This window comes from Oceanobacillus sp. FSL K6-0251 (assembly GCF_038004725.1).
Lineage (GTDB): Bacteria > Bacillota > Bacilli > Bacillales > Amphibacillaceae > Oceanobacillus > Oceanobacillus oncorhynchi.
Genome location: NZ_JBBORS010000001.1, coordinates 1144621 through 1161752 on the forward strand (window position 1 = coordinate 1144621; position 17132 = coordinate 1161752).

The window sequence follows — 17132 nt, forward strand, 5'->3', positions numbered from 1 at the left end:
TAGATGGCACCAAAACATCCTCCGAATCAGGAACATATTGATGATAATATGATAAAAGTGGAAGTCAATTTGGATGATATTTCAGGGGAATGGCTTGGATTTGTAATGGACCGCTTATTTGAAGCTGGGGCAAATGATGTATTTTACACCCCCATTTATATGAAAAAAAATCGGCCGGGGGTATTACTGCAATTGCTCTGTTCCAATCAAGCACTTCCTGAAATGAAGGAAATCCTGTTGCAGGAAACTACGACGCTAGGCATCCGTTATTATCCGCTAACTGTCCACCGCATGGAAAGAAAGTTTATTCAAGTGGATACAGCATGGGGGCCAGTAACAGTGAAACAGGGGATCTCGAATGGAGAGGTCTTTCAAAGCTCACCAGAGTATGCAGACTGTAAAGCGATAGCTGAAGAACATGGAATTCCATTGAAACAAGTATATCAGTCAGTTTGGAAGCAATTATAAAAAATACACAGACCAATTTGAATTGGTTTGTGTATTTTTTATTAAAATTTAGTGATTAAAAAGGGAAAGAACTCGCATCTAATTTTTTTCCTTTCTGACAGGAAGATACTGATAGAATCGGTAAAGCTTTGATACGGCATACATGACCCATCTTGGAATCTTTTTTGGGAAATTCGTACGCTGATAATATCGTGCATAAGCCCATTTTAAATCTTCCCATTGCGTACATTTTTTCTCCTGAGAAAAACGGGCTGTATCAATCAGACGCACAGCGCCTTCTTTGGTCAGGATAAGGTTATGCAGATGAATATCTGAAGGATTTAATCCCGCCTCTCTCGCAGCATTTAATCCATTATCCACATCCTTGATATGTTGAGATGTCAGCGGAATACCTTCTGCCAGACATTCAAAAAATGTTTTGCCCTCAATAAAATCCATTACTAAATAGTTACTTCCTGCTTCATATATCGTTGGGTAGTAAGGACTGCCATGTAGCTTTTCGTAATTTAGCTTTTCTTCCATTGCTGTTTTTTCAAAAGACGGGTAGAAAATTTTAATCACTTTATGCTCATTTTTTATTCTGAATACAGCGGCACTCCTCCCCGCCCCATAGAGCTCTAAGTCACTATGATGCCCGAGTATTTTTATACGTCTGTGTTTCTTCGTAAATAAAACGGTGGTTACATAGTGATTGTACATGGATTGTTTCATTATTTTTTAAAACTGCCTTTTCTTTTGGTTAATTCCTTTTTGATCACAGGCAAGGCATGTTTTTGCGCTTGTTTTATTCCTTCTTTTACCATTTTAGACTTGAGAAGCTTCGTAAGTTTAGACATTTCTTTTCCTCCTTGGCTTATGTGCGGCAAAAGCTAATAAAAAAGAGACCTTTGCCCACATATTTTTTGGACAAAGGTCTCGCAAGCAACGAAATGAAACGGTTGCCAGCAGTGCCGAGGATTTCTCCTGTAATGACGACAGCTGCTATTATGCTACTCCCCTTTGGGATTAATTTGAATGTACATTTATTATAGAGGGCTTGTTTCGTAAGCGCAAATTTTAACGTACTTAAATTATCCACGCATGTTTCTCTTTTTTTAATACGTTTGCTATGCAGGAATAGGTGTGATACAGCGCTAATAAAAGCCTTCTTATATACCTTAATTCATCGTTTTCCGGCTTTTATTCAAGGGTAAACACGTATAAAGCACTTTGGAAGGAGCGGCGAACCGTGAAAAACCGTTGGGTCAGTGGACTTTTATATGCTTTAACGGGCTCCGTCATCATGTTTATGGTCAGTATCCTTCTTGGAGGAGAGCCTTATTGGAATGGAATAATTGGTTTTCTGATGGGAGGGTTTACTTATGGGGCATTTTTTCGTCCAGTGATGGAAAAGAAAATGAAATCAAAATAAAGGATGGGTATGCTTCAAAAATCGTATATGCAGAGAGGGAAGGAGGATGTGTTTGCCTGTTAACGCCTCACAGATGGTATGAATCGGAGGTTTTGAGGAAGGAACATCAAGTTTAACTTCATTTGCTACGTGTAATAATTACTATATAAGCATATTCTAATCAGGACAGTATATTATAAGGAGGAAGCAACATGCAGCTTAATGCAGCGCAAAAATTAATTCAAGATCATTTGCTGTCAGGAGAGATGAAGCCCGGAGAAGAGATTGGTTTAAAAATTGACCAGACGTTGACACAGGACGCGACAGGTACCATGGTGATGCTGGAATTGGAAGCGATGGGCATTGATAAAGTGAAGACAGAGGCATCGGCACAGTACGTGGACCATAACCTGATTCAGGAAGATTTTCGGAATGCAGATGACCATCTATTTTTACGGAGTGCGGCACAGAAATTCGGCATTTATTACAGCAGGCCTGGAAACGGTGTCAGTCATCCTGTCCATATGCAGCAGCTGGCACGCCCCGGGAAAACCTTATTAGGTTCAGACAGTCATACATGTGCCAATGGATGTATGGGCATGCTGGCTATGGGAGCGGGCGGAATTGACGTCACGATGGCAATGTCCGGTGAACCTTATTATGTGAAAATGCCGCGGGTTATGGGAATTGAATTAACAGGAAAATTGCCTGATTGGGTCAGCGCCAAGGACGTTATTTTAGAAATGCTGCGCCGCCATGGCGTAAAAGGCGGTGTCGGAAAAATCCTTGAATATTATGGACCAGGTGTGAAGGAATTATCTGCTATGGATCGGCATGTGATTGCCAATATGGGAGCAGAGCTTGGAGCGACCGCCACAGTATTTCCGTCAGATAAAGAAATTAAACATTTTCTAAAAACACAAGGGCGCGAAGACGAATGGATTGAATTAAAAGCAGATGATGGAGCGGATTACGATGAACATGAAGAAATTGATTTATCTGCGTTGGAACCGTTAATTGCAAAACCGTCCAGTCCGGGGAATGTAGTGCCTGTTATGGAAGTTGCCGGAGAAGACATCTATCAGTCTTACATCGGTTCTTCTGCTAACCCGGGATACCGCGATTTTGCGATTGCCAGTGAAATTGTGAAGGGAAAGCAAATCGCAAACGGTACTTCTCTGGATATTAATCCAACTTCCCGTCAACTGCTGGAGCAGCTTGTTGAAAACGGGCATATTGCGAATCTGCTGGCAGCCGGTGCCCGTATGCATCAGGCAGGATGCAACGGCTGTATTGGTATGGGGCAGGCTCCGGCTACGGGTAAGAATAGTTTACGGACGACACCCCGAAATTTCCCAGGACGGTCCGGGACAAGAGAAGACAGTGTGTTCCTATGCAGTCCGGAAACAGCTGCTGCTTCTGTATTAACAGGAGTTATTACAGACCCAAGAACATTGGATATGTCTTATCCGAAAATAAAAGAACCGACTACTTTTTCCACAAAGGGTATGCTGGAAGTGCCGCCGAAGGATAATAGTCAAATTGATTTAGAAAAAGGGCCAAATATCACGACTATCCCAGATTTTGATCCGATTGAGGATAACTTTGATGTTCCTATATTACTGAAAATGAATGATAACATCTCAACAGATGAAATCCTTGCCGGCGGTTCACGCGTCTTGCCATACCGCAGTAATATTCAAAAAATCAGTACCTTTGCATTTGAAATCATTGATGATGATTATTACGAAACGGCAATGAAACAACGTGATGACGGCGGTCATATGGTTGTTGCAGGTTTTAACTACGGACAAGGTTCGAGCCGGGAGCATGCGGCGCTCGCACCGCGTTATCTAGGATTAAAGGTCGTACTTGTTAAAGACTTTGCCCGTATTCATCTGCAGAACTTGATTAATTTCGGTATTTTACCATTAACGTTTGTCAATGAGGAAGACTATGATTTGGTTCGGCAGGAGGATGTGCTCGAATTTCGCCAAATCCATCAAACGATTCAAAATCAGCACACCTTTGATATTAAGCTGAAAGGGACAGAACGTACGATTGCTGTGCAGCATGACCTTACTAAACGTCATCTTGAAATTCTGCTGGCCGGCGGAATTATTAATTGGATTAAAGAAAAACAATAGAAAGGAAGTCAGCAATGGGATCTCAGGAACATGCTTGTAAAGCTTGTGAAGGAACAGGTTTATTAAGAGATGATGAGCAGTGGCAGTATACTTGCACCGTTTGTCATGGTGATGGATTTGTTGCCGCTGTGGAGAAGACGGAAAAGCTTCAAGTCGATGAGAACCACAGGGTCATTGATTAATAATAAACAGTCGGAGCAGTGCTGTTTCTTGATACAGCCACTGCTTCGACTGTTTTTGTATATAAAATCATCAGCCCGGTTATTTTAAAATATATTTCTTTCCACTCAGGAATAACCAGATTTCCAATCCTGTCGACAGAAAGCTTTTGTTGTGAAATAATATATGAAAAAAGTATCGAGGTCATATATACCGTCGGATACAGAAGAGGGTGTCTGTTAGATGATACATATTGCTCCGTTGCAAATAGAAGATGAGGATAAGCTTTATACATTTGAATTACATAATAGAAAGTACTTTGAAAAATTTGTTCCTTCCCGTGGAGAAGCGTTTTACCAAAAGGATTACTTTCATGACAGACTACGTGAATTGCTGAAGGAACAGGCAGATAGTAAATCTTATTTTTTTCTGATCAAGGATGCGGACGGAGAAATTTTGGGGAGGGTTAACTTAACAGATATTTGTCCTTCACAGAAAATCGGCTTTTTAGGATATCGAGTTGGTGAAGCTCATACAGGAAAAGGGATAGCAGGAAAGGCAGTTGAGCTTCTCAAAGTGGAGGCAGAGAAAACATTAAGATTAAAGGGGATCAAGGCGCAAACCACCGCAGAGAATATAGCTTCTCAGAAAGTGTTGGAAAAGAAAGGGTTTGAGGAAATAAACAGGGAAGACACGGTTTATGAAGGAAAGCCTCTTACTTTTGTTTATTATCAATTAAGCTTTTAAAATCAATAGTTGCATTGATAAAATGAAGCAGTCTGATTGGAATTCCCATCAGACTGCTTCATATCGAGTTATTTTTCCAGCCATTGATTCACAAGATTTCGATTATCATTCACCCATTTTTCAGCACCTTCCAGCGCTTCTTTTCCTTCATTTTCAGCCTCACTGACGTAGCTCATCAATTCACCAATTTGTTCATCATCCATTTTCCAATTTTTCAACCATTGATCGACTTCTGGATAATCCTCATGAAAATTTTGGCGGGTTGCGTGATGAATTTTTTCAGCCTCTCCAAAGATATTTTGAGGGTCGTCTAAATATTTTAAGTCCATTTCTGAAAATACACGATGTGGGTTCCATAACGGCACAACAATATCCTCTTCATTAGTGATGGCCTGTTGTAACGCGGTCAGCATAGCGGGTTCGGAGCTGGCCGTGAGCTCATAATCCAGCTCGTATGCTTCCATTGCTTCTTCCACTACTAACATCGTGCCTGCTCCGGCATCGAATCCAGTTATTTCTCCATTTAAACTTTCCTTATTCGCATTTAAATCTTCTATACTATCCAAATAATCCATATAAGCCGGTACGACTAAACCAACTTTTGCATTATCATACCAAGTTTCTTCTGAGAAATTAATAGCATCTTCATATTGTGCTACATATTCTGCATCTTGAACAGGCAGCCATATTTCAGGACTGATATCCAGCTCATCATTTTCAAGTGCCGCCATTTGCGTCCCGATATCTAATAAATGCAAGTTTACTTCATAACCTTCTTCTTCTAGAATGAATTTCCACATATTTGTAATTGCGATATTTTCTTCCCAGCTGATTTGGCCCATATCGAGGCTGTTGGGGTTATCATCTTCTGCCGCGGATTCGTTCGATGTATTTCCGCCGCATGCACTTAATAATAGAATCGAAATTGCTGTGATAATGAGAATATTTATAGGTTGTTTTTGAAAGTTAAAGATGGTATCTCTCCTCTTAGTCTTTTTGGGATGTGTCCTTTGGTAAAAACTCAAAAATTTCTTCGGATCGAATACTGTGTACCAACTGATCCAGCCAGTTGTAATAAACCTTGGACTGGTTTAATAATTCATAATGATGTCTAGCTTCTTCTTTGAAGCTGTCAGAAACATGCTCATCATGAATAATTTCAAGAAGTGGTTTTTCAGCCTGATGGATAGCTTCCATATTTGTATTTGCTTCCCGTTCCCACATTTGGCAGAAGTAGGCCATAAAGGAATGAAAGAAATTTTTCTCCGCAGTATAGGTATGTTTTCTGGAACCACGCTGGAATTTCTTTTTTACCATTCCAATTTGCTGGAGATGGCGTACATTGGTGCTCATACTAGGCTTGCTCATACCAAGCTCTTCCCGCATTTCATCCAAATTCATTTGATTTTCAAAATACATCGTTGCATATATTTTACCGGCAGCTGGTGTTACACCGTATAAGTCCATCGTTTCCGATATCGATTGAATAACCTGATCTTTTGCCTCTTCTATTTGTTCTCTTGCCCTCTCGTCATGGGGATTGTTCAAAATAATGACCTCCTACAGATCAATGTCCATAAAGTTAAATTTTTTCTTAACAAACTTAATGATAGTAAAATAAATAAATTTGTCAAATGATTCGTGGATTCAGAAGCAATATAATTTTTACATATAAGAAGAAAATGGGTTCGTTTGACAGGATTAATTTTATTCGTTATTATTAATTTTGTTCAAAACGTTAAATTTTTTCTTAACAAAGTTAACGTAAGTTAGGAGGAACTCATTTGGATACCAGAAAACAATATATCAATGGGGAATGGGTGCTTGCCCTCTCTGGAGAGACAAGAGAAATAATTAACCCTTTTAATCAGGAAGTCATTGCGCTTGTTGCAGAAGGTAATGAAGAAGATGCTAAAATGGCCGTTGCTGCAGCTAGAAATGTTTTTGACCAAGGTGATTGGTCAGCGACTTCAGCAACTGAACGGGGAAATATCGTTCGTGATATTGCAGCACTGATAGAAAGAGATAAGGAAGAATTAGCAGAATTAGAATCGCTCGATACTGGAAAAACAGTGGAAGAGAGCAGAGGCGATATGGATGATATTGCCGGCGTATTTCGGTATTATGCAGAATCAGCAGATAAAGATGGCGGTGAAATAATTGATTCACCCGTCCCGCATACCATCAGCAAGGTAGTCAAAGAACCTGTCGGTGTATGTGGACAAATTACTCCGTGGAACTATCCTTTATTACAGGCTTCCTGGAAATTAGCTCCTGCGCTTGTTGCAGGAAATACATTAATTATGAAGCCGAGTGAAATTACTCCTTTAACAACCATTAAAGTATTTGAACTCATGGAAGAAGCAGGCGTGCCAAAAGGAGTGGTTAATCTTGTATTGGGAGCTGGAGCAACGGTTGGAGAGGAGTTAGCCATCAATGAAGATGTGGACTTGATTTCTTTTACAGGCGGGATTGAAACAGGGAAACGTATTATGCGGTCAGCCAGCTCCAATGTGAAAAAGTTAGCTTTAGAGCTTGGCGGAAAAAATCCCAATGTTATTTTTGCTGATGCAAATTTTGAAACCGCAGTTGATCAGGCATTGAATGCGGTATTCTTCCATGCAGGACAAATATGCTCAGCAGGAACACGCATTATTGTGGAGGAAAGTATTCACGATGCGTTTGTTGAGGAATTGGTGGAACGTGTGAGAAAGATTCGGTTAGGCAGTGGTTTTGATAAGAATACGCAAATGGGACCGTTAATTTCAAAAATACATTTAGAAAAAGTGATGGCCTATGTAAATAATGGCGTGAAAGAAGGCGCAAAGGTTGCGGTTGGAGGAACTCGTCCTGATGAACCAGCACTGCAAAATGGCTTTTTCTATTTACCAACCGTCTTGACTGGATGTACAACGGAAATGAATGTTGTACAGCATGAAGGGTTCGGTCCGGTTATTACGATAGAAACATTTCGTAATGAGGAAGAAGCTATCCGTCTCGCAAATGATTCTATTTATGGATTAGCTGGCGGGGTCTGGACAAAAGATATTGCGAAAGCAGAGCGATGTGTTGCTAACATGCGGATGGGTACAGTATGGATTAATGATTTTAATGTATACTTTCCGCATGCTCCATGGGGAGGCTTCAAGCAGTCAGGCATCGGCAGGGAATTAGGCAAACTTGGCCTAGAAGAATATCAGGAAACAAAGCATGTTTACCATAATATAAATCCAGAACCGATAAATTGGTTTTGAGGATAGTAGAATATGATTTTGATAATGAAATAGATATTAAATACGTTTTTGGAGGAATGTACAATGAGTCTTCATATGAAAGTAGAGCATATGCATAAATTTCATCAATTTGAATTACCAACAGCGATAAAACATGGAATCGGCGCGATAAAACATGTTGGGGAAGAGGTAAAAAACTTGGGAGTTACAAAAGCTTTATTAGTAACAGACCCGGGGATTTATCAGGCAGGTGTGACTGCGCCGATTGAAGCATCTTTGAAGAATGCCGGCATAGAAGTTGTTCTATTCAACAAAGTAGAGCCGAATCCTCCAGTGCGTTTGATTGCAGAAGGGTCCAGTTTATATAAATCGGAAGACTGTAATGGACTTGTAGCAGTGGGCGGAGGCAGCTCAATGGATACTGCTAAAGGAATCGGTGTAGAAGCGACCCATGATGGAAGCGTACTGGATTACGAAGCAGCGGATGGGAAAAAACCGTTAGAAAATCGCATACCTCCGCTAACAACAATTCCAACAACAGCTGGAACAGGCTCGGAAGTAACGCAATGGGCTGTTATTACAGATGAAGAAAGAGAATTTAAATTTAATACAGGCGGACCATTGATTGCTGCTTATTTAACAATTATTGATCCAGAGCTGCATGTTTCGATGCCACCGCATGTAACAGCAATGACTGGGATTGACGCGTTAGCACATGCCATCGAGTGTTATACCATGCATTATGCCCAGCCGGTGACAGATGCTGCAGCATTACTTGCGATAGAATACGTCGGTAAATATATTCGACGAGCGTATTCAGATGGAAATGATCTGGAAGCACGCTACGGGATGGCACAAGCTGCGATGTTAGCAGGGTTATCCTATGGCAGTGAATCAGCAGGGGCAGCACATGCGATGTCGCAAACACTTGGAGGAATCATTCCAGTAGCGCATGGTCAGGCTGTCGCAGCGATGATGGGCCCTGTTATGGAATATAATTGGAAAGGTCACCCAGCGAAATTTGCACGTATTGCTAAAGGGCTAGGTATCAATACATTTAATTTGACGGAGGAAGAGGCAGCTAAAGCAGCTGTGAATGAAGTTTATCAATTGGTAGAAGATTTAGAGGTTCCCAGCCTAGAAGAACAAGGCGTATCACCAGATATGACCGACCGTCTTGCGAAAGAAGCAATGAAAGATCCGCAAACAATTGGGAATCCGAGAGACTTGAATGAAGAAGGTTATAAATGGATTTATGGCCGCTGCTTCAACCAGGTTGAAAAAACAATATAATATTTTTTAAGAAGAACCTCCAACAGCAGCAGGATTACGTTGGAGGTTTTACATAGAAAACAGAATATTTTAGAGTAATTTGAAGAAAACAGAGAGAGCTGAAAAGTCTCTCTGTTTTTATATGGAATGAAGCGACATCATTACCCTTTAAATTACTCCTTGCAAGCCAACGGTTAAATATTGGTTCCCAGTGTAAGCCCTCCATCTACCACAATTTCAGCACCATTACAATAAGCACTCTCATCCGAAGCGAGAAAAGCAGCTACCTTTGCGATATCGTTAGACTGTCCGAGTCTTTTTAAGGGAATAGCCTCGGCCTCATCTACCTCTAGATTGCTGTTACTCACCATGTTTGTTTGAATAACACCTGGATGAATCGAATTGACTCTGATTCCTTTTGGTCCTAATTCGATGGCAGCAGATTTTGAAAGATTGGACACTGCTGCTTTGGAAGCTGCATAAGCCGCTGCATCATTGATTGGAGAAAAAGCAGAGATAGATACATTATTAATAATGGATCCTTTTTGCTGTTTCTCCATGTAGGGTGCGACCGCCTTTATCCCCATAAAGACACCGAGCTGATTCACTTGGATTAACTGATGAAAATCCTCTGCAGTCGTCTCTAATAAAGGTTTTTTAATGAAAATACCTGCATTGTTAACCAGTACATCTATTTTATTATAGGCTTGAATAACAGATTCAATGGCAGCTGCCCAATCTGTTTCTTTTGTTACATCTAATTGGACAGGAAGACTCTGGCTTTGCCCCATTTCGAAGGAGAGGGCTTCTGCATCCTCCAAATTTCTGGCTCCAAGGGCAACTTTTGCGCCAAGTGAAGCGAAGTGTTGGGCGATTCCATTCCCTTGTCCACGATTTGCTCCGGTTATTAATACAACTTGATCTTTTAAATTTGGCATAATTTCTCCTTTAATGTTGATTGCTTTCTATTTGAATTTATCACAGTTTGTCTATTAGTAAAAATGCATCTACTTAGCCGAGAGAGATGGGGCTAATAATCAGATAGACGAATCCTTTATATTAGCAGAATCCTAACCGTTATTTTGAATTTTATTGAATTTTTTATAAAAAGGTTTTAAAATATTTATTTATAAGATAAAGTATAGGAAAATACTAACACGAAGTTTTTAAATAATTTTATTAATATGAAATACTATAAAAAATCAGGTGATATGTACTTAATCGTCGCCTGATTTTATTAGGTATGTCAATAAAAAAACATGTATTACTTTATGTGGTTGAGTAGTTAGTAAATATCTATGTCATCATGCTAGCATTATCCGGTAATTGTTTCATTTTTGTTGTAAATATAAGAGCCGGCTTCGAAATAGAAATACTCGAATCTCTTCTTAACAAAATAAAAATCACTCTCAGAGGAGGGATAATCATTGAAACAAGGAACCATTAATATCCTTTTAGTAGTATCAATTATTTGCATATCCTTATCAGCAATCTTTGTAAAATTATCGGATGCACCTTCTACCATTATGGTAATGTATCGGATGTTTTTAGCTTGTTTGTTAATTCTTCCTATCGTGTACAAATACCGAAAATCCTTTTTAAAGATTAAAAGAAAAGAATGGGCAGCTATTTCCTTTGCCGGAATCTTTCTAGCGGGTCACTTTGGATTATGGTTCGAATCATTAAATCATACGACGGTGGCAAGCTCTACCTTGATATTGGCACTGCAGCCTGCAATTGCTTTGGTTGGAGGTCTGGTTTTCTTTAAAGAAAAAATAGATATCCGTACCGTGGCAGCAATGGGGATTGCATTTGCCGGCGTGGTTGTTGTCGGAGGCGGAAGTTTTGGCGGCGGCAGCGGAGCCTTGCTAGGAAATATTTTATCTTTTCTTGCTGTCGTTTCTGTAGTGCTGTATTTAATGATCGGTCAACGAAATGTAAAATCTATCAATCACTGGGTGTACAGCTTTTTAGTATTTTTGGTGGCAGGGATTACTGTAGCCGTGTTTAATCTGATAGGCGGAATAGCTTTCACTGGCTATAGTGGGAATGATTGGATGGTTTTCCTGATGCTTGCTATTTTTCCGACCGGGGCACATATTATTTTTAATCTGCTATTAAACTATGTTAATACAACAACAGTTTCAATGAGTACATTAGGAGAGCCAATCGGTGCTTCCATACTGGCTGTTATTCTTTTGAATGAGGTGCTTACTTCGGTGGAAATGATAGGCGGCGTACTAATTATTGCCGGAATATTTTACTTCCTGCGATTGCAGGGCGGTTCGAAACAAGCAGTACCAAAAGAACCGGAAAGCCTGTAAAGTCAAACTTCGCTCGGCGGAGGTTACGATCGGTTCACCATGATAGATAGGGTGTCATTTCCTTCCCGCGGCTTTTATAACCAGTTAATCTACGGTAAAATGAGTGAGCGGATAGTCTTTCATTTCGTTTATCCGCCCTAACGAGGAAGTTTTGATACGAGGAGTGAATGAGATGAAAAGAAGTCCAAGAGTCTGTGTTGTTGGAAGCATCAATATGGACATGGTGACAACAACAGATAAAGTACCTGAACAGGGGGAAACGGTTCTTGGTGAATCGTTTACAACCTATCCCGGCGGCAAAGGAGCAAACCAAGCGATTGCAGCAGCCAGACTGGGAGCAGATGTTGTTATGGTAGGAGCCGTTGGTGAGGATGCTTTTGGAAAAAGCTTAAAAGAACGTTTCCGAAACGAAGGTGCAGATAACGAAGCAATTATTGCCGTTCCTCATGAATCTACCGGCGTTGCCTCCATTATTGTTTCGGACGGGGATAATCGAATTATTGTTGCCCCGGGTGCCAATAAATATGTCACACCTGATCTGATACAAGAGAAACAAGATATAATTCTGTCCAGCGATATTATTTTAATGCAATTTGAAATACCGATGGAAACCATTGAATTTACGGTAAACCTTGCGTATGAGCATCAGATTCCTGTAGTTATTAATCCGGCGCCATTTGCTGATATTTCAGAGACAGTGGCAGAGAAGGCAGCATTTTTAACACCTAATAATTTGGAACTCTCGGAAATGAAGCAGTCGATAGATACTTCCTTGATAAAAGGGAAAATCATTGAAACAAGAGGAGAGCATGGTGTTGTATTTACCCTGTCAGATGGAGAAGAGAAAAAAGTTCCTTCCTTTAAAGCAGAGGTGAAAGATACGACCGGAGCAGGAGATACGTTTAATGGTGCTTTTGTTACGGAATATGCAAAAGAAAAGAATATTGAAAAAGCCATTCTGTTTGCGAATGCAGCCGCATCATTGGCAGTAGAAAAACGCGGTGCGCAGGAAGGGATGCCTGCCAGGGCAGCAGTTGTCCAAAGAATGCAGGAAGCAGACAGGTAAGCGAAAATTTCAATCGATTGAGTGAAAAAGAATAGAGGTTATTTTCTTCTATGGAAGAAGCGATCATCGAGCTGTTTAGTGTAAAATGCTGACAGCTTTTTTTGACAGTTAAAAAAGTATAAACTTTCCTACTGCATAAGTGTAACTAAGGTTGTCATCTAAAGGCGTGGTGACAGCCAAGTTTTCTAATGTGTAAATAAAGATATTAATTTTATTTTTTGAAAACGCTTGCAAAAACATCTTTTTTCAGTATAATTAGTGATAGCAATATTCCAAAAAGTATAAATAATTCCACGAGTTTGAACAACTTCAAATTTTTATTAATTCATTTATCAAATTTTCATTCCTTATAGAGAGCTAAATAAATGTCGTTTTACTTTATAAATGAGAACGGGAGGAACACGAATGGCAGAAATCGTCCTCGAACTAAAAGAGCTGCATACCCATTTTTTTACGGAGAGCGGAGAAATACCTGCTGTCAACGGCGTAAGTATTAAAGTCCATAAGGGGGAGGTCGTCGGGATTGTTGGAGAATCAGGCAGCGGAAAAAGTGTCACTTCACTTTCGGTAATGAACCTGATTCCCAGCCCGCCAGGAAAAATTGTAAGCGGGGAAATGAATTTTAAAGGAGAAAATCTTGTAAAAGCTTCCGAGAAACGAATGAAAAAGCTGCGGGGAAATGAAATATCCATGATCTTCCAAGAACCAATGACATCTCTCAACCCATTATTTACAATAGGGAATCAGCTTATTGAAGCGATTCGGCTGCATCAAAAAATAACAAAAAAAGAAGCACGAAAAAAAGCGGTCGATATGTTGCAGCTTGTTGGCATACCCAGAGCGGACGAGGTTGCAGGGGAGTACCCGCATCAGTTATCCGGCGGGATGAGGCAGCGGGTGATGATTGCGATGGCGATGTCCTGTGATCCGGAATTATTGATTGCAGACGAGCCCACCACGGCGCTTGATGTAACGATTCAAGCGCAAATCTTAGATTTAATGCGAAATTTAAATAAGGAAGAAGATACAGCTATTTTGCTGATTACGCACGATTTAGGCGTTGTTGCAGAAATCTGCGACAGAGTAGTGGTGATGTACGCCGGACAAATAGTTGAAGAAGGGACAACCAGAGAAATATTAAAAGACCCCGAGCATCCCTACACGCAAGGACTGATTAAGTCACTTCCTAACATGCATGAAAGAGAACAGCAATTATATTCCATTCCAGGTGTGGTGCCGAAGCCAAAAATGAACAGCGTCGGATGTCATTTTGCGCCAAGATGCGAATTTGCTTTTGAACGTTGTTTTCAGGAGAATCCAGGTCTTTATGCTTTGGGTAATCAACGTCAGAGCAGATGCTTTTTACATGAGGATACAGAAGGGAAGGTAAAAAAGCATGCAAAAGCCGATATTGGAAGTTGATGGTCTGAAGAAATATTTTGATATTAAAGGTGGACCTATAGGGAGAAAAGTCGGCGAGGTAAAGGCGGTCGATGATGTATCTTTTACGGTGATGGAAGGGGAAATCCTGGGTATCGTAGGAGAATCAGGCTGTGGAAAATCCACCACAGGAAAGTCCATTTTGCGCCTGATTGAACCGACAGAAGGCAAAGTGAAATTTCAGGATCAGGATATAACCAGCTTAACGAACAGCGAAATGCGCCGTTTGCGAAAAGATATGCAAATTATATTTCAGGACCCTTACGCTTCTCTGAATCCGAGGCATACGGTAGAAAAAATAATTAGTGAGCCATTGCTGGTGCATGGAATGACATCTGCAAAGCAGCGGCTGGACAGAGTAGGCGAACTTTTAGAAGTAGTAGGCTTGAGTCCTTATCATGCGAAAAGATATCCGCATCAATTCAGCGGAGGGCAAAGGCAGCGGATCGGCATCGCGAGGGCGCTTGCCAACAATCCTAAACTGGTTATATGCGATGAGCCGGTTTCCGCATTGGATGTATCGATTCAATCACAAATACTTAATTTAATGGAAAAACTGCGGGATGAATTTAACTTGACTTATATTTTTATTGCGCATGATTTAAGTGTGGTCAAGCATATCAGTGATCGCATCGGTGTGATGTATTTAGGGAGAATGGTTGAGCTTACAGAGAAAAACAAGCTCTATGATAATCCGAAACACCCTTATACGCAGGCGCTGCTTTCTGCCGTGCCGCTTCCTGATCCAGATATGCCGAGGAACAGGATTATTTTGAAGGGGGATGTACCAAGTCCTGCCAACCCGCCTTCTGGGTGTGCTTTTCATACAAGGTGTCCGCAAGCGATGGATATCTGCAAAGAAGTAAGGCCGGCTTTTCAGCCTGTGGAAGATAATCATTTTGTTGCCTGTCATTTATATAAATAAACGGGATGACAAAATATGAATCTTATAAAACGAAACTTCATGCAGCGGGAGGTTTTTCTTCTGCATGGGACAGCAATTACTCGTTCCATCGAAAATCGCTGTGAGTGGATTGATCCAGGGAGTTAGCGGCCGTGAATTACCGCCTGAACAAATTTATTTTTACTTTTTATTTTGAAGCGGGAGTTTTACGGACGATTCTTCATGATAAATTAACAAAATATGAGGGGGGAAAGCAATGAAGTTGAAGTTCTCAATTTTTATTGTCTGGCTGCTTGCCATTTTCTTGGTACTGGCAGCATGTTCAGGTGATGGCGGACAAAATGGGGGAGAATCGGAAGAAGGCAGTGATCCAGATGCTGCAGAAGAAGCAGAAGCGGATACTGGAGATGCGGAAGGAGATCAGGTGTTGATATTCGCCCGGGGCGGAGATTCAGAAAGTCTTGACCCGGCAAGCACCACGGATGGAGAATCCTCACGTATTACCAAGCAAATTTACGAAAGCCTTTTGGAATTTGATAAGGAGTCCTTTGAAGTTCTGCCTGGACTAGCCCATGACTGGGAGGTTTCTGAGGATGGGTTAAGCTATACTTTCTATTTAGAGGAGGGCGTAACCTTCCATGATGGAACAGAGTTTAACGCCGAGGCAGTCAAGGTCAATTTTGAACGCTGGGCAGATCCTGATCATGAGTATGCTTTTGCTGATGACGGCTATGTCTATTCCATGTACGGTACGATGTTTGGCGGGTTTCTAGGTGATGAGAATCATGTTGTTGAAGAGATCAATGTAGTAAATGATCATGAAATCGAATTTGTGTTAAGCCAGCCTCTGGGATTCTTCCTGCAGAATATGGCGATGACTTATTTTCCGATTACTTCCCCGGCGGCACTGGAGGAATATGGTCCAGCCATTAACGAAAATCCTGTTGGGACAGGACCATTTGAATTTGTCAGCTGGGCAAAAGATGATTCCATTGTACTTGATAAATTTGATGATTATCGTATAGAGGGACTTCCGAAGCTCGATCGCGTTGTATTTGAAGTCATTCCAGATAATGCTGCCCGTTTGATTGCGCTGCGTTCTGGTGAAATCGACATTATGGATGGATTGAATCCAGATGATGCAGCAGGCGTGGAAGCAGATGAAGGGCTGGAGCTTTATGAGCGGGCTGAGAATAATATTGGCTATGTAGGGTTTAATGTTCAAAAAGAGCCATTCGATAATAAAGATTTAAGACATGCAGTCAGTCATGCCATCGATAAAGAGGCTATTGCGGAGGCTTTATATGCTGGCTATGCGACTCCTGCGTCCGTTCCGCTACCGCCTAGCTATATGGGATATAACAATGAAGTAGAGAGCTTTGAGTACGATCCGGACACGGCTAGGGAACTGTTGGAGGATGCCGGTTATGCAGATGGATTGGAAATCGAATTATGGACGATGCCTGTAGCTAGACCGTACATGCCTGATCCAGAGACCGTTTCGGAAATTATTCAGAACAACCTGGAGGAAGTAGGTATTACCGTTACGATTGTCAGAGAAGAGTGGGCTCCATATTTGGAAAAAACAATGAATGGCGAACATCAAATGTATATGCTGGGCTGGTCAGGAACAAATGGAGATCCGGATTACTTCCTTAGCAGCTTATTGCATGGAGATAATGTCGGAAGCAGCAACCGGGAATTCTATGATAATGATGAAGTGGATGAATTTTTAAATCAAGCGAAATTATCCATTGACCAGGATGAACGGGCGTCCTTTTACCAGCAGGCACAGGAACTTATTGCTGATGACGCACCAATGGTTCCTTTAGTGCATTCCAGACCGGTGCTTGCCACAACAAATGCTGTAGAAAATTATGTACCGCATCCATCGACAAGTGAATCGTTAGCAGAAGTAGAGCTAGCAAATTAATTAGCAGTAAATGAAGGAGACTCTTTCGCCAGTCAACGTTCTGTCCTCT

The 17132-nt window shown here is 41.0% G+C and carries 17 protein-coding genes; 12 read left to right on the forward strand and 5 right to left on the reverse strand.

Going from position 1 to position 17132, the window contains the following annotated elements; all coding sequences use genetic code 11:
• The first annotated feature begins 3 nt into the window (after positions 1-3).
• Entirely contained in the window at positions 4-468 is a 465-nt protein-coding gene (gene larC / locus MKY45_RS05770) for a nickel insertion protein (protein WP_042532469.1), read from the forward strand.
• Between the two features lie 78 nt (positions 469-546).
• Here larC and MKY45_RS05775 read toward each other — a convergent pair whose 3' ends face one another.
• Entirely contained in the window at positions 547-1179 is a 633-nt protein-coding gene (locus MKY45_RS05775; protein ID WP_193065065.1) for a protein kinase family protein, read from the reverse strand.
• Entirely contained in the window at positions 1179-1304 is a 126-nt protein-coding gene (locus MKY45_RS05780) for a hypothetical protein (protein WP_256705811.1), read from the reverse strand. The genes MKY45_RS05775 and MKY45_RS05780 overlap by 1 nt, the downstream gene beginning before the upstream one ends.
• 392 nt (positions 1305-1696) lie before the next feature.
• Between MKY45_RS05780 and MKY45_RS05785 the strand changes: the two genes are divergently transcribed.
• The 4 genes from MKY45_RS05785 to MKY45_RS05800 all read left to right on the forward strand — a co-directional run bounded on the left by MKY45_RS05785 (position 1697) and on the right by MKY45_RS05800 (position 4911).
• On the forward strand, positions 1697-1879 hold the full coding sequence (locus tag MKY45_RS05785) for a hypothetical protein (RefSeq protein ID WP_042532476.1): 183 nt from the start codon (positions 1697-1699) through the stop codon (positions 1877-1879).
• Positions 1880-2070: 191 nt separating this feature from the next.
• A complete protein-coding gene (locus MKY45_RS05790) occupies positions 2071-4005 on the forward strand; it encodes an aconitate hydratase (protein ID WP_193065064.1) in 1935 nt (644 codons plus the stop codon).
• A gap of 14 nt (positions 4006-4019) precedes the next feature.
• A complete protein-coding gene (locus MKY45_RS05795; RefSeq protein ID WP_175297038.1) occupies positions 4020-4187 on the forward strand; it encodes a hypothetical protein in 168 nt (55 codons plus the stop codon).
• 220 nt (positions 4188-4407) lie between these two features.
• Positions 4408-4911: a GNAT family N-acetyltransferase gene (locus MKY45_RS05800; RefSeq protein WP_193065063.1), complete on the forward strand. Its 504-nt coding sequence runs from the start codon at positions 4408-4410 to the stop codon at positions 4909-4911.
• Positions 4912-4979: 68 nt separating this feature from the next.
• On the opposite strand, the gene MKY45_RS05805 is transcribed toward MKY45_RS05800, so the two are convergent.
• Positions 4980-5936: a glycine betaine ABC transporter substrate-binding protein gene (locus MKY45_RS05805; RefSeq protein ID WP_226895164.1), complete on the reverse strand. Its 957-nt coding sequence runs from the start codon at positions 5934-5936 to the stop codon at positions 4980-4982.
• Entirely contained in the window at positions 5899-6459 is a 561-nt protein-coding gene (gene cudC / locus MKY45_RS05810) for a choline uptake/conversion transcriptional regulator CudC (protein WP_042532482.1), read from the reverse strand. The genes MKY45_RS05805 and cudC overlap by 38 nt, the downstream gene beginning before the upstream one ends.
• Positions 6460-6695: 236 nt before the next feature.
• On the opposite strand from cudC, the gene betB reads away from it, so the two are divergent.
• Together betB and MKY45_RS05820 are read left to right on the forward strand one after the other, a co-directional pair.
• Positions 6696-8165, forward strand: a complete 1470-nt coding sequence (gene betB / locus MKY45_RS05815; RefSeq protein WP_256705813.1) for a betaine-aldehyde dehydrogenase — start codon at positions 6696-6698, stop codon at positions 8163-8165.
• A 63-nt stretch (positions 8166-8228) separates the two neighbouring features.
• Positions 8229-9437, forward strand: a complete 1209-nt coding sequence (locus MKY45_RS05820) for an iron-containing alcohol dehydrogenase (protein ID WP_042532486.1) — start codon at positions 8229-8231, stop codon at positions 9435-9437.
• Between the two features lie 173 nt (positions 9438-9610).
• Here the strand turns inward: MKY45_RS05820 and MKY45_RS05825 are convergent, their stop codons facing one another.
• Positions 9611-10354: an SDR family NAD(P)-dependent oxidoreductase gene (locus tag MKY45_RS05825; RefSeq protein WP_332093820.1), complete on the reverse strand. Its 744-nt coding sequence runs from the start codon at positions 10352-10354 to the stop codon at positions 9611-9613.
• A gap of 489 nt (positions 10355-10843) precedes the next feature.
• On the opposite strand from MKY45_RS05825, the gene MKY45_RS05830 reads away from it, so the two are divergent.
• The 5 genes from MKY45_RS05830 to MKY45_RS05850 all read left to right on the forward strand — a co-directional run bounded on the left by MKY45_RS05830 (position 10844) and on the right by MKY45_RS05850 (position 17083).
• Entirely contained in the window at positions 10844-11740 is an 897-nt protein-coding gene (locus MKY45_RS05830; protein WP_042532489.1) for a DMT family transporter, read from the forward strand.
• Between the two features lie 172 nt (positions 11741-11912).
• A complete protein-coding gene (locus MKY45_RS05835) occupies positions 11913-12806 on the forward strand; it encodes a ribokinase (RefSeq protein ID WP_193065060.1) in 894 nt (297 codons plus the stop codon).
• Positions 12807-13211: 405 nt separating this feature from the next.
• A complete protein-coding gene (locus tag MKY45_RS05840) occupies positions 13212-14228 on the forward strand; it encodes an ABC transporter ATP-binding protein (protein ID WP_256705816.1) in 1017 nt (338 codons plus the stop codon).
• Positions 14203-15171, forward strand: coding sequence for an ABC transporter ATP-binding protein (locus MKY45_RS05845; RefSeq protein WP_256705817.1), 969 nt, complete (start codon positions 14203-14205; stop codon positions 15169-15171). Before MKY45_RS05840 ends, MKY45_RS05845 begins: the two co-directional genes overlap by 26 nt.
• Positions 15172-15406: 235 nt before the next feature.
• The gene (locus MKY45_RS05850; protein WP_341172649.1) at positions 15407-17083 is read left to right on the forward strand and encodes an ABC transporter substrate-binding protein; all 1677 of its coding nucleotides are present in this window, start codon (positions 15407-15409) and stop codon (positions 17081-17083) included.
• The last annotated feature ends 49 nt before the right edge of the window (positions 17084-17132 follow it).